The sequence below is a fragment of the Arthrobacter sp. alpha11c genome (assembly GCF_054149985.1).
This window is the reverse complement of the sequence record NZ_CP196747.1, coordinates 4,831,710-4,844,405: the sequence shown is the minus strand read 5'-3', so window position 1 is coordinate 4,844,405 and position 12,696 is coordinate 4,831,710. Positions and strand designations below refer to the sequence as shown.

Sequence of the window (12,696 nt, the reverse complement as noted above, 5' to 3'; positions counted from 1 at the left end):
AATGAGCGGCACGTCAGCTGGGCTGGCTGCCGGACCGGCGCGGTTTGATCTGGCGGCGGAGCTTGGCCACGGGAACGCTTTCGCGGTGCTCGGCCGGCTTCTGCGCGCGGTGTACCGCGACGATGCCGCCGCTGAGGTTGCGGTAGGTGATGTCCGTCCAGCCTGCTTCGCTGAGCCACTGGGCCAGGTGGTCCTGGTCTGGCCAGGCGCGGATGGATTCGGCGAGGTACACGTATGCATCCGGGTTGGAGGAAACCTTGGTGGCGATGGCCGGGAGGGCGCGCATCAGGTATTCGGTGTAGAGGTTGCGCCACAGCGGCACCACGGGGTGGGAGAACTCGGCGATGACCAGACGGCCGCCGGGCTTGGTGACGCGCAGCATTTCCTCGAGGGCTTTGCGCGGTTCGACAACGTTTCGCAGGCCGAAGGAAATGGTGGAAGCGTCAAAGCTGTTGTCCGCGAACGGCAGGTTGGTGGCATCTCCGGCGATGAAGTCGATGTCCGGGCGGCGCCGTTTGCCCACTTTGAGCATGCCCAGGGAGAAGTCGCAGGCCACAACATTCACGCCCGCATCCGCGTACGGCTCGCTGGAGGTGCCCGTTCCAGCGGCGAGGTCCAGGACCTTCTGGCCCACCTTCACATCCATGGCATCAACAACGATGCGGCGCCACCGACGCGTCTGCCCCATGGAGAGGACGTCATTCACGACGTCGTATTTAGGGGCGACATCGTCAAACATCGTCGCAACTTCGTCCGGACGCTTTTCCAAGGATGCTCGGTTCACCCTGCAATTGTCTCAGACATTCAGCCGACTTTGCTGCGCTGTAGAACTCGGCTCAGGTTCTGGCGGCACGCGGGAGTACTGTTGTTCCATCATGACGAGCACGCTCCGTACCTTGACAGTCCCCCTCGATGTCGAATCATCCTCCGGGGGGCTGCCGTCGTTTCTGGTCCGGGACGACGTCCTCTGCTGGTCACGCCGCGAGGCCGGCCTGGTGGGGTACGGCGAGCTGACACGGTTCAACGCCTCGGGCCCTGAGCGCTTCCTTGAGGCTGATATCTGGTGGCGGCACCTCATTCTTGAGGCCGAAATCACTGATCACGTGGAGATTCCAGGCACTGGCCCGGTTGCGTTCGGCTCGTTCGCTTTTTCCAAGATGTCCCCGCACGTTTCCCGGCTGATCGTCCCGGAGATGGTGATTGGCATGCGCGATGGCCGCGCCTGGGCCACGCAACTAACGTTCGACGACGCCGAACTCACCGAGGCAGGCGTCCTCGCCGCCCTGGACCGCTGGCTCAATGAGCTCGAGCCAAACGGCGACGGGTCAGCGGCAGGAGCGTCCGACGTCGGGCTGTCACCTGACGCTTTTTCGCCCAACGGTGCGGCGGGTCACCTCAGCCGGGGGTCGTTGAGCGAAACGGATTGGATGCAGGCCGTCTCCAACGGCGTGGCGGAAATCCGCACCGGCAAGCTGGAGAAACTCGTCCTGGCGCGCGACGTCGTAGCCAACCTTCCTGCCGGCGTGAACGCTGCGGAGGTGCTTCGCCAGCTGGCGGCACGGTACCGGGAGTGCTGGACGTATGGTGTGGACGGCCTGGTGGGTGCGACGCCGGAAATGCTGATTCAGGTGGAGGGTCGCACGGCCCAGGCCCGCGTGTTGGCCGGTACGTTGGATCGCCGCGATGCCGAAGGTGTGGACGGATCCCCTATGGCCTATGCCGAGCGGGTTCTGGCCGGATCTGAAAAGCAGCGCCACGAGCACGAGATCGCGATTGATTCGCTGACCCGCCAGCTGGCGCCGTTTTCCGAGGCGATGAACTCCCACAGCGAGCCCTTCATTCTGGAACTGCCCAACGTGTGGCATCTGGCCTCGGACGTCAAAGCTGAGCTTGCTGATATCGAAGGTCATGTGCCCACGTGCTTGGCCCTGATCAACGCGCTGCATCCAACTGCAGCAGTGTGCGGAACACCTACCTTGGTGGCGGGTGCGCTGATCCGAAAATTGGAGCACCTGGACCGGGGCCCCTACGCCGGGCCGGTGGGTTGGCTTGACGCTGCAGGCAATGGCGAATGGGGCATCGCTTTGCGCGGCGCGGTCATCGAGGACGCCAACACAGTCCGCCTTTACGCGGGTTGCGGGATCGTCGAAGGTTCGCAGCCGGAGGCTGAGCTTGCCGAGACGTGGGCTAAATTCCGGCCAATGCTTGAGGCGCTGGGCATCCAGCGCTGAATCTGGGATCTCAGACTCGGACTCGCGGGCGGCACTTGCATATTCGCTAAACTAGTTATCCAATAGTGAAACTTAGTTTCCTGTGATGCACATCTCAGGTTCGGCGCTACACTAAAACCGACTTAGTTCAGCATCCACTGCAACAAAAGGTAAAAAACATGCAGATCTCCCGTTCGGTTCTGTCCGGCACCAAGATGGCCGCCGTGCTCGCAGCAGGCGTCCTGGCCCTGACCGCCTGCGGTGGCGGCTCCTCCACCCCGGCAGCCTCGAGTGAATCGGGCCCCAAGCTCATCAACGCCGGCAAGCTCACAGTGTGCTCGGATGTCCCGTACGAGCCCTTCGAGTTCCAGAAGGACGGCAAGATCGTCGGCTTCGACATGGACATCGCCAATGAACTGGCCAAGGACCTCAAGGCCGAACTCAACGTGGTGGACAGCTCCTTCGAAGCCATCGAGACCGGCACCGCACTGACTGGTTGCGACGTGTCCATCTCCTCGATCTCCATCACGGACACCCGCAAGAACGTCATGGACTTCTCCAACCCGTACCTTGCCGACGACCTCACCCTCGTGGCCACCTCGTCTTCCGGCATCAGCAACCTCGATGGCGCCAAGGGCAAGAAGGTGGGCGTCCAGCAGGCCACCACCGGCGCCCAGTACGCCAAGGACAAGGGGATCGACGCGCAGCAGTTCGAAGACTCCGGGCTCCTGGTTCAGGCCCTCAAGGCGGGCACCATTGACGCGGCGGTAGGCAACCAGTCCGTCCTCGGCTATGCCATCAAGGACGACTCCAAGCTCAAGCGCGTCGAAGACTACGCAACGGGCGAAAAGCTCGGCATCTCCATCAAGAAGGGCAACACCGCCATGGCGGACGCCGTCAATGCCACGCTTAAGCGCCTCACTGATGACGGCTCCATGAAGAAGTTCGAGACGACCTGGTTCGGCGAAGCCACCAAGAAGTAGTCCGAGCCCCGGCTCCCAAGAATCACGCAGGCGGGCCCCGCAACGATCTGTTTAGGCAGTCCGTTCGGGGCCCCACCTGCGCAACACGAATGTGAGAACACCATGGCAATGACTGCACGTCAACGAGCCAAAGTCAGTCTGTACGTCCAGGCCGGGATCTTCGTTGTGGCCGTGGCCGCAGTGATCCTCGCCGTGGATTGGAAGACCGTTGGAAACAGCGTCTTCAACTTCGCCAAAATTGGCCCGATGTTCCCCGACATCTTCCTCATCGGCCTCAAGAACACCCTCATCTACACGGCGCTTGCCTTCGTTGTGGGCCTCTCCGGTGGTCTGCTGCTCGCCCTGATGAAGCTCTCCTCTTTCCCGCTGTACCGATGGCTCGCCACCGGATACATCGAGTTCTTCCGCGGCGTCCCCGCCCTGCTGGTGTTCATCGCCTTTGGCTACGGCGTGCCCCTGGCCTTCGGTGTTCAGTGGGACGTCAACATTGTGGTGATGGTCTCCCTCGGTATGGTGGCCTCCGCATACATCGCCGAAACCCTGCGCGCCGGCCTCCAAGCCGTTCCCAAGGGACAGATGGAAGCCGCCCGCTCACTTGGCATGCCCCACTGGCGCGCGATGGTCTCCATCGTCATTCCGCAGGCGTTCAAAATCGTCCTGCCGCCGTTGACCAACGAGGTCATCCTGCTCACCAAGGACTCCTCGCTGATCTACGTCCTGGGCCTCACCGCGTCCCAGTATGAGCTGACCAAGTTTGGCCGGGACGGCATCTCCAGCCTCGGAGCCGGGCTGACCCCGTTGCTCGTGGCCGGCGCCTTCTACCTGGTCATCACCATCCCCTTGAGCCTCCTGGCACGGAAGTTCGAAAGCCGCTCCGCGCGGGCGAATCGATAGGCAGGACAGTCATGAATAACTCCAATGCGAGCACAGCCTCCGTTCGCGCCGCCGGCGTGAATATCAAGGACCTCCGGAAATCCTACGGAAGCAATGAGGTCCTCAAGGGCATCTCGCTGAACGTGGAACCAGGCCAGGTCGTCTGCCTGATCGGCCCTTCCGGTTCCGGAAAGTCCACCCTCCTGCGCTGCGTGAACCTGCTTGAGCACCCGAATGCGGGCACCATCAACGTGGGCAAGTTCGAGGCAACCGATCCCGATGTGGACCTCAACCGCATGCGTCAAAGTGTTGGCATGGTGTTCCAGCACTTCAACCTGTTCCCCCACCTGAGCGTGCTGGATAACTGCACCATCTCCCAGATGAAGGTTCTCAAGCGGTCCAAGTCCGAGGCCGGCGAGGTAGCCCGTCGCAACCTGGAGCGCGTCGGCCTTGGACACCTGGCTGACCGTTTCCCGGACCAGCTCTCCGGCGGCCAGCAGCAGCGCGTGGCCATTGCACGCGCGCTGTCCATGGATCCGCAGCTGATGCTGTTCGACGAGCCAACGTCTGCCCTTGACCCGGAGACGGTTGGTGATGTCCTTGCCGTTATGCGCAAGCTGGCCCAGGAAGGCATGACCATGCTGGTGGTTACCCACGAGATGGGCTTCGCCCGCGAAGTGGCTGACCGCGTGGTCTTCATGGATGCAGGCGTCGTCGTGGAAGAGGGCCCAGCAGAACACGTCATCAGCGCCCCCACCCAGGCGCGAACCAAGGAATTCCTGCGTCGCGTCCTGGACCCGACGCACATCGACGTCGTGGAGGACTAGGTCCTTTCGGCTCGCTGATTCTTGCGGTTTGCTGGGGCCCGCTGGCGCCGCGCATCTTCTTCCGCGCCACAAATACGGGAGGGCGACACCTATATATAGGTGGCGCCCTCCCGTATTTGTGGCAGCTATGAATTTGCGTGTCCTGCAGAAGCACGACGGCGGCGGGGAACCCCGGCTGTCACAAGCTCACGTTCCAGCTTGCCAACTGTCAGGTCACTCCACACCAACCGGAACACACTTCTCCCTGTGGCACGTATCGCATCTTCGCGGCTCTTCTCGTCGATCACAACCTGAGAGGGTGTCCGGCCATTCAGGAATTCCGGTTTCAGATACTTTTCGCGGCCGTCGAATTCCCCCACCACCCTGGCGTCCTTCCAGTAATAGTCCGTATAGACGACTCCTACTTTCGTTCGAACTTCATACTGCAACTCGGGAGCAGCGAAACCGGCGAGATGCATGAGCCCCCGACAGTAGGACTCCCCCGGCGAACCTGAATTTGTAGCAGCAAATTGAACAACCGCTGCCACGCGCTTTGCGGCGGCCTTCGAATACCGGGCATCAATATCATTCAGCAGCTCATCCCTCGTTACGGGTTTGCGATGACGTCCCTGGGATAAGAGGAAATCCATGGGAACAACAGCCTCGGCAAATGGCACGGAGGCTGCGATGTCCAGTGCCGTCCTGACCCGGCCCGTCACCAGGAAACCGTTCGTTTCCTCGGCTTCCTGGAGACCATCGCTGACATAGTGCCGTCGGACGCCTGCTCTGGACCTTCCCCCGCCGGCGTAGGAGCTGAGTGCGTGAACGGGTTGTCGTCCGACGATCGTCGGAATGCCATGAATGGTGGCCGCGGAGTGGTGCGAGAACACCGTGGCGGACGTAAATGTCTCAGCAGCAGCCGCAACACTCAGGGCATAACGCTCCCATCTCTCCAGGGCTGCCCAGCTTTTCGCATCGACATAGACTCCGTGGCGGACTCTCACGAGATTCCCACTCTTCGCTGCCATCGACAGTTTGCGGGAGTCCCCGCCAATGAGGGATAAGTCCTTGGCAAGAATGAGTTTGGGTAGGGTCCGCATGGAGCAAGTCTTTAGACTCGCCGGGTCAAAGAGGAGGGCTTGGTGGCCGTATGTGGAAATCTCAGCGCACCCTTCCGGATGTATGCGGCCACCCTCACGGGATCCGCCCCCCGTGAGGACTCCGGTACGACACTCGAACTGCCTGCTGACACATATGCCCGCTAGTGACACCCATATCCAAGTGTCACCTGTCCCTATTAGCAGCGGGGAGACATGTATGTGGCATGGGCGAATTTGGCTGGCGGCGGGAAACGCCCGTTAGCCTGCCGTCAACACCTTGCCCACGGCACCGGAAACTGCTTCCTTGATGCGGGCATGAAGTCCCCGCAGGCCTGCCCGGTCCACGCGCACCTCCACAATGGTGCGTCCCTTCAGCGGCGACTTGAGCGCCTCCGCGAGTTCCGCCGTCGTGCTGACCGCCTGATGTCCGACGCCGTAGGCCGCCGCGAGTGCCGCGATGTTCACTGAGTGGGGGGTGCTGAACAGGCGTTCGACGGCGGTGCCGTAGGCCCCTGAGTCCTCCACGGCGCCGTGCTCGAGGAGGCTGAAGATGGCGCCGCCGGAGTCGTTAAGGACCACGATCCGGAGATCGGGGACGGGCTCGCCGTGGCCTAGGAGCAGTCCGCCGGCGTCGTGCAGGAAGGTGACGTCGCCCAGAAGAAGCGTGGTTTCACGTCCGCTGCCGAGAGCAATTCCGGTGGCCGTAGCGATAGTGCCGTCGATGCCGGCGAGGCCGCGATTGGCGTAGACGGTGGCGATGGGGTCGGGGTGGGGTTGGCCGGCGAGGTCGACATCCCGGATGCCGTTGGAGGATCCGAGGACCAATTTGCCGCGCGAGTGCTCCCAGACGGTGGCTCCGACGGAAGGACCGTTGGCAGCCGACTCCCCTGCCAATATTCCATCCAAGGCATGTTGGGCGGCAGCACCGGCCAGAAGCCAGGAATCCAGCCACTCGGCAGAGCCCCTGCCTGCAAACGCGGCCAGCTCGGGAAGGGTTTCGATGGGTGTCTCGCGGCGTCGGCCGGCCTCGTACCAGGCCACAGGGACCGGCTGGTAAATCGCGGATTCGATAGCGGGGCGGGCCAAGAGTGCGGCCACTGGCCTGGAAAGGGTGGCCCGACCGAAAAGGACCACGCGCTCGATCGGTGTAGCCGAGTCCGGGCCAAAGTGTTCCAACAACACCCGGTACGGGCCCACGGCATTGGGGCCGAATCGCGCGTTGGATGAAGGTTCCGCGAGCAAGGGAAGGCCGTGCGCGCGTGCGAAGGCCTCGGCTACGGGACCGGCGTCATGGCCTGCGAGAACCACGGTGCGTCGCTCGGCGAGCTCGTTCGAAGCCGCCGGGAGATCCAGCGCCTGGGGACCGGCGTTGTAATGGAAAACGCTGTGACCAGCGGCGGTGGGAAGGGCATCGCCAGCGCCTGGAATCAGGGGGTCGCGGAACGCGAGATTCACTTGCACCGGGCCTGGCGGCGTGTCCTCCAGGGCGCCCGTGGCGGCATACAGCGCGGTGGCAACTGCCCGTTGAGGGCTGTCCCCCGCGGGGACGTCGACGGCGAAGCGAACGTGATCGCCAAACAAGTCCAATTGAGTTGTGGTCTGGTTCGCCCCGGTACCGTGAAGCTCCTCCGGCCTGTCCGCGGAGACCACCACCAGCGGCACGGCTGAGTGGTTGGCCTCCATCACGGCGGGCAGAAGATTCCCGACGGCGGTACCCGAGGTTGTCAGGACGGCGGCGGGCGCCTCGGTTGCGAGGGCGAGCCCGAGGGCGGTGAATCCGGCATCCCGTTCGTCGATCCGAACATGAAGGAGAACCTTGCCCGCCGCCTCTGCCTCAGCGAGGGCGTAGGCCATGGGCGCAGAACGTGAACCCGGCGCCACCACCACATGCCGCACACCGCCGTCGAGCAATGCCGTAACGGCGATTCTGGCGGCGGCGATGGATGTCAGAGAGTCCTGGGAAGTCACCGTTCCAGTCTATTGGCGTCCACCGGACCCCAAACGCTCTCTCACATCCAACCGCCTCCCACTGGATCCTCTCTCTCGCACATCCAACAGGCTTCCCCACGATGCTCTTCCACATCCAACCGGCTTCCCCACGATGCTCTTCCACATCCAACCGGCTTCCCCGGTACGTTCTCTCACATCGTGCTGGCTTCCCCACGATGCTCTTCCACATCCAACCGGCTTCCCCGGTACGTTCTCTCACATCCACAGGCCAGGAAAGGACCGACCCGAGCCGTCGGTAAGTGAGAGAAGATCCGCCGAAAACCCGGTGGAAGTGAGAGAAGATCCGAGGGACAGAAGCGCCCCCCACCCGTCAACCCGGGCGAGGGAGCGATTCTGCCGACTACGCTACTTGCGGAATACCTGGACGATCGACGGCCGCGGCGCCCGCACCGCACCGGCGGCAGGCGTGGCTCCAGCGTCCACGTAATCCGGGAAGAGCGAGTGCTGGTCCGCGAACGTTCCTTCCTCGCCCGGGTGCTGGACCGCGACGAAAACAGTGCGCTCCTCGTCGTGGATGATCGGACCGCAGGTTTCGGCGTCGCGGGGGACAGCGAGGAACTGCTCAACCTTTCCACGCTCGGGGCCTTCGAGGGTGACCTTGAACAGCCCATCGGCGTAGCCGATGGTGGACGGCGCGCCATCCGTGGAGATCCAGAGGTTGCCCACGGAGTCGAAGGCCACGTTGTCGGGGCAGGAGATCGGGGAAACCTTCTCCGCCGGGAATCCTGAGAAGTACGTGGACGTGTTCTTGGCGGGGTCGCCGGCCACCAGCAGCAGCGTCCAGTTGAACTTGGTGCCCGTCTGATCCGGGCCTTCAGTGATTTCCACGATGTGGCCGTCACGGTTCAACGTGCGGGGGTTGACCTCGGTGGCGCCTTCCTTGCCCACCTTGCCGCGGTCCGAGTTGTTGGTGCAGGCCACATAAACCTTGCCGGTGAGCAGGTTGGGCTGGACGTCTTCGCAGCGGTCCATCTTGGTGGGGCCAACCTTGTCAGCGGCCAGACGTGTGTAGACCAGGACTTCAGCAACAGACATGCCGGGAACCGCCGAGACGCCACCCACCACCAGCGGCAACCACTCGCCGGTGCCGTCAAATGCACCGTCGGTGGGAACCTTGCCCGTGCCGTCAATTTCTGCAGCCGGGGAGTCCCCTGTGAAGCGGGCAACGTAGAGGTCGCCTTCGGAGAGCAGGCTCATGTTGTTCTTCCGCGCCTCAGCCGAGTCGCCGGGCTGGTACTTGCCTTTGGACACGAACTTGTAGAGGTAGTCGAAGCGCTCGTCATCACCCATGTACGCCACAACCTGGCCCGACGGAGCGACAATCACGTTGGCGCCCTCATGCTTGAAGCGGCCCATGGCGGAGTGCTTCTTCGGAGTCGAGGTGGGGTCGAACGGGTCAACTTCAACGATCCAGCCGAAGCGGTTGGTCTCGTTGGCGTAGCCGGCATTGCTTGTGTCGAAGCGCGGCTCGTCGACTTCCCACTGACGTGTGGTCGGCTTCGCAGATATGCCGTAGCGCTTGTCGGAATCGCTGGTGCCGGAGGCGGCAAAGTAACCGTTGAAGTTCTCTTCGCCGGAAAGGATGGTTCCCCATGGAGTGGTTCCGCCGGAGCAGTTACCCAAGGTTCCCTTGATCCAGCGGCCCTCCGGGTCATCAATTGTCTTGACCAGGTTGGTTCCTGCAGCAGCGCCGGTCAGCTCGTAGACGGTGTCCGTGAGGAAGCGACGATTCAGGGGTGCGCCCTGAACGTAGTTCCACGGCTTGTTCTTGTTCTTGCGCTCCAACTCCACCACCGTCAGGCCGTGACCGGCCCGACCAATTGCACGGGCTTCGGCGGCGTCAAAACCTGCCGGCAGCATGATGTTCTCGTTGGTATATTCGTGGTTCGTGAACAGGACGGCTCGGCGGTCCTTGGACCCGGGAACGGGGATGATGTCCGTGTAATCGTTGTTGTAGCCGAATTGGCGTGCCTGGGCTGCAGCAGTCTGCGTCTTGAGGTCGAAGGCTGGGGAATCGGCGAACAGGGGGTCGCCCCAGCGGATGATCGGCTTCCAGTCGAACCCCTCTGGAACTGTGAAAGCGTCAACAGCGGCGTCAACCGGCTTGATTGCCGTGAACTGGAGCTTGGACTTCGCGAAGCCCTTCTTTGCTGCGTCCGACAATCCGTTGCCGGCATCGGCGACTGCAGGTTCGGCCCCAGTCACTGCACTACCAAGTACGACGGCGAGAGCACCGGCGGCGCCAAGCCCCAGGGCTGCGCGGCGGGTCATCGCCGTTGAAGCAATGTCGCGGAAGTAGCCGTTGGAGCTCGTGTTGCAAACATCGCCGGCACAGGCGTTGTCGCACTTGAGCGCACACGTGACGGCACTGCGCTTGCCTTTGGTGTGGCCGAACATGGGCAGCAGTGGGAACGTGCGTCCGGTGGTATCAGACATGAGGGGACCTTCCAGAGAATGTACGAGGTTCCCGATGAGCCTTTCAGCGCAATCCGAATCCGAGAGGACTCTCTGGTTAAGTTTCGGTGAACAGGTCTTCTTGCGAGGAAGCGAGCGCCGAATGTACGCGTCGCAGCCTCTCCAACCACCAGTCGCGACGTTCCCCCGGTGCCGCATAGTGCTCCAGCAGCCCGGGATCGGCTACGGCCTCACGAAGGTGGATGGCGCCGTCGTCGGCTACCAAGGGGTCCAGGGTGATGTCCGAGGCGAAGAGCGAAACGGTGCCAAGCCCGCAGGCGTATGGTAGGGAAGGAAGCGCGGCCGCTAGCGCCAGACCGGCACGGATACCAATGGAGGTATCGAGGGCGGAGCTGACGACGGCGGGAAGGCCGGCCTGGGCGACAATGTCCAAGGCACGTGCCACTCCCCCGAGCGGGGCGACCTTGACGACGATCAGATCCGCAGCCCCTGCCCTTGCCACGCGAAGGGGGTCCGCCTCTTTCCGGACGCTTTCATCGGCGGCTATCAGGACGGGCGTTCCCGCGGCGGCAAGGCGACGGCGCACCTCAGCCAGGCCCTCAATGTCCGGCACCGGTTGCTCTGCATATTCAAGTCCGACAACTGACAGTTTGCCCAATGCTTCTACAGCCTGGTCAACATGCCAGCCCCCGTTCGCATCGACACGGATGGCGGCGTCGGGGAGGGCGTCGCGCACGGCGGCGACCCTTGCGACGTCGTCGGCAAGAGACTGGCCACGCTCAGCAACTTTGATCTTGACGGCATCAACGCGGCCGAACCGCGCAAGTACTTCCGGCACGCGCTCCGCAGGGACTGCGGGAACGGTGGCGTTCACGGGAATGCTGGCCCGAAGAGCTGGAGGGAAACCAGTCCAGCCCGCTTCCAAGGCAGCAGCGAGCCAGCGCGAGGATTCGTCGTCGTCGTATTCCGGAAAGGGGCAGAATTCGCCCCAACCCAGCGGCCCTTTCAAGAGGAGTGTTTCCCGCTCCATGATGCCGCGGAACTTCACGCGCATGGGCAGTGAAACGACGTGGGCGTTGTCCAGGAGTTCTTCGAGCGAGGGCAAATCAGGAAGGCGAGCAGGCATATTGCCACTGTACCGGCGGCTCCCTACGCCTAACTCAGACGAATGAGGTTATGTGGACAACTGGACCAGGGAGCTCTTGGCGGCTGCGGACTCTTCCACGGCAGCGAGGATGTGCTGAACGTTGAGGCCTTCTTCGAACGACGGCGAGGGCTGCTTTCCGTCCCGAATCGCAAGGAGGAAGTCCCGGATTTGGTGCGTGAAAGTGTGCTCCCAGCCGATGATGTGGCCTTGGGGCCACCAGGCTCTGAGGTATGGGTGTTCGGGTTCATTGACAAGGATCCGTCGGAAGCCTTGCTCTCTGATAGGTGCGGTCGCGTCCAGGAAACCGAGCTCGTTCAGGTTCTCGAGATCAAAAGTCAACGACCCGAGTGAGCCATACACTTCGATGAGGAGGCTGTTCTTTCTGCCCCTGGCCACACGGGAAGCCTCGACTGAAGCGCCAACGTTTCCTGTGAGGCCAAGGGTTGCCCAGGCAGCGTCGTCCACCGTCACCTCTTCCAAGCCTTCGGGACCGGGACGCTCGGCAACGAAAGTCCTCAGTGTGCCGGTGACCTCCGTGACGGTTTGGCCGGTGAGGAACAGTACCTGGTCAATAGCGTGGGAGGCGATGTCCCCCAAAGCGCCGGAGCCAGCCATTTCCTTCCGCAAACGCCAGGTCATGGGTGATTTAGCGTCGGCAAGCCAATCCTGGAGGTATGCGGCGCGAACGTGACGGACTGTGCCCAATCGTCCCTCGGCGATCAGTTCGCGGGCCAACGCCAGGGCAGGAACCCGGCGGTAGTTGAACCCGATCATGGACTGCACGCCCTTTAACCGCGCAGCAGCGGCGGCTGCGGTCATGGTTTCGGCCTCAGCCAAGGTATTGGCCAGGGGTTTCTCCACCAGGACATGCTTGCCGGCCTCCAGTGCGGCGATGGCGATTTCAGCGTGCATCCAGCCAGGGGCGCAGATATCGACGATGTGGATGTCGTCCCGCTCAATGACGGACCGCCAGTCGGTAGCGGACTCGGTCCAGCCGTACTTGACGGCGGCCTCGGCTACCAGGGAGGCGTCCCGGCCGACCAGGACCTTCTGTTCGAAGACCGGAACGTCGAAAAAGCTTGCTACGTTCCGCCATGCATGTGAATGGACCTTGCCCATGAAGGCGTAACCAATCATGGCCACCCCCAAGGG

General features: G+C 62.8%; 10 protein-coding genes. 4 read left to right on the top strand and 6 right to left on the bottom strand.

What is annotated here, in order from left to right; genetic code table 11:
• Positions 1 to 13: 13 nt before the first annotated feature.
• Positions 14 to 784 (bottom strand): demethylmenaquinone methyltransferase, encoded by a 771-nt coding sequence (locus tag ACTAQJ_RS22575; RefSeq protein WP_431116086.1) that lies wholly within the window; start codon positions 782 to 784, stop codon positions 14 to 16.
• Between the two features lie 91 nt (positions 785 to 875).
• On the opposite strand from ACTAQJ_RS22575, the gene ACTAQJ_RS22570 reads away from it, so the two are divergent.
• The 4 genes from ACTAQJ_RS22570 to ACTAQJ_RS22555 all read left to right on the top strand — a co-directional run bounded on the left by ACTAQJ_RS22570 (position 876) and on the right by ACTAQJ_RS22555 (position 4,893).
• Entirely contained in the window at positions 876 to 2,231 is a 1,356-nt protein-coding gene (locus tag ACTAQJ_RS22570; RefSeq protein ID WP_431116088.1) for an isochorismate synthase, read from the top strand.
• Positions 2,232 to 2,389: 158 nt separating this feature from the next.
• Entirely contained in the window at positions 2,390 to 3,193 is an 804-nt protein-coding gene (locus ACTAQJ_RS22565; RefSeq protein WP_498699575.1) for an ABC transporter substrate-binding protein, read from the top strand.
• Positions 3,194 to 3,295: 102 nt separating this feature from the next.
• Positions 3,296 to 4,087, top strand: coding sequence for an amino acid ABC transporter permease (locus tag ACTAQJ_RS22560; protein ID WP_498699573.1), 792 nt, complete (start codon positions 3,296 to 3,298; stop codon positions 4,085 to 4,087).
• Positions 4,088 to 4,098: 11 nt separating this feature from the next.
• A complete protein-coding gene (locus ACTAQJ_RS22555) occupies positions 4,099 to 4,893 on the top strand; it encodes an amino acid ABC transporter ATP-binding protein (RefSeq protein WP_498699572.1) in 795 nt (264 codons plus the stop codon).
• Between the two features lie 125 nt (positions 4,894 to 5,018).
• On the opposite strand, the gene ACTAQJ_RS22550 is transcribed toward ACTAQJ_RS22555, so the two are convergent.
• The 5 genes from ACTAQJ_RS22550 to ACTAQJ_RS22530 all read right to left on the bottom strand — a co-directional run bounded on the left by ACTAQJ_RS22550 (position 5,019) and on the right by ACTAQJ_RS22530 (position 12,681).
• Positions 5,019 to 5,972: a hypothetical protein gene (locus ACTAQJ_RS22550; protein ID WP_477514700.1), complete on the bottom strand. Its 954-nt coding sequence runs from the start codon at positions 5,970 to 5,972 to the stop codon at positions 5,019 to 5,021.
• Between the two features lie 258 nt (positions 5,973 to 6,230).
• Positions 6,231 to 7,940: a 2-succinyl-5-enolpyruvyl-6-hydroxy-3-cyclohexene-1-carboxylic-acid synthase gene (gene menD, locus ACTAQJ_RS22545; protein ID WP_498699569.1), complete on the bottom strand. Its 1,710-nt coding sequence runs from the start codon at positions 7,938 to 7,940 to the stop codon at positions 6,231 to 6,233.
• A 387-nt stretch (positions 7,941 to 8,327) separates the two neighbouring features.
• The gene (locus tag ACTAQJ_RS22540) at positions 8,328 to 10,418 is read right to left on the bottom strand and encodes a PhoX family protein (RefSeq protein WP_498699567.1); all 2,091 of its coding nucleotides are present in this window, start codon (positions 10,416 to 10,418) and stop codon (positions 8,328 to 8,330) included.
• Between the two features lie 76 nt (positions 10,419 to 10,494).
• Positions 10,495 to 11,523 (bottom strand): o-succinylbenzoate synthase, encoded by a 1,029-nt coding sequence (locus tag ACTAQJ_RS22535; protein WP_498699565.1) that lies wholly within the window; start codon positions 11,521 to 11,523, stop codon positions 10,495 to 10,497.
• Positions 11,524 to 11,571: 48 nt separating this feature from the next.
• Positions 11,572 to 12,681: a Gfo/Idh/MocA family protein gene (locus ACTAQJ_RS22530; RefSeq protein WP_498702242.1), complete on the bottom strand. Its 1,110-nt coding sequence runs from the start codon at positions 12,679 to 12,681 to the stop codon at positions 11,572 to 11,574.
• Positions 12,682 to 12,696: the final 15 nt, after the last annotated feature.

Coding starts and splice junctions, on each gene's coding strand:
- ACTAQJ_RS22565 (WP_498699575.1), top strand. CDS start 2,390: ATGCAGATCTCCCGTTCGGTTCTGTCCGGCACCAAGATGGCCGCCGTG.
- ACTAQJ_RS22560 (WP_498699573.1), top strand. CDS start 3,296: ATGGCAATGACTGCACGTCAACGAGCCAAAGTCAGTCTGTACGTCCAG.
- ACTAQJ_RS22540 (WP_498699567.1), bottom strand. CDS start 10,418: ATGTCTGATACCACCGGACGCACGTTCCCACTGCTGCCCATGTTCGGC.
- ACTAQJ_RS22570 (WP_431116088.1), top strand. CDS start 876: ATGACGAGCACGCTCCGTACCTTGACAGTCCCCCTCGATGTCGAATCA.
- ACTAQJ_RS22550 (WP_477514700.1), bottom strand. CDS start 5,972: ATGCGGACCCTACCCAAACTCATTCTTGCCAAGGACTTATCCCTCATT.
- ACTAQJ_RS22530 (WP_498702242.1), bottom strand. CDS start 12,681: ATGATTGGTTACGCCTTCATGGGCAAGGTCCATTCACATGCATGGCGG.
- ACTAQJ_RS22555 (WP_498699572.1), top strand. CDS start 4,099: ATGAATAACTCCAATGCGAGCACAGCCTCCGTTCGCGCCGCCGGCGTG.
- ACTAQJ_RS22535 (WP_498699565.1), bottom strand. CDS start 11,523: ATGCCTGCTCGCCTTCCTGATTTGCCCTCGCTCGAAGAACTCCTGGAC.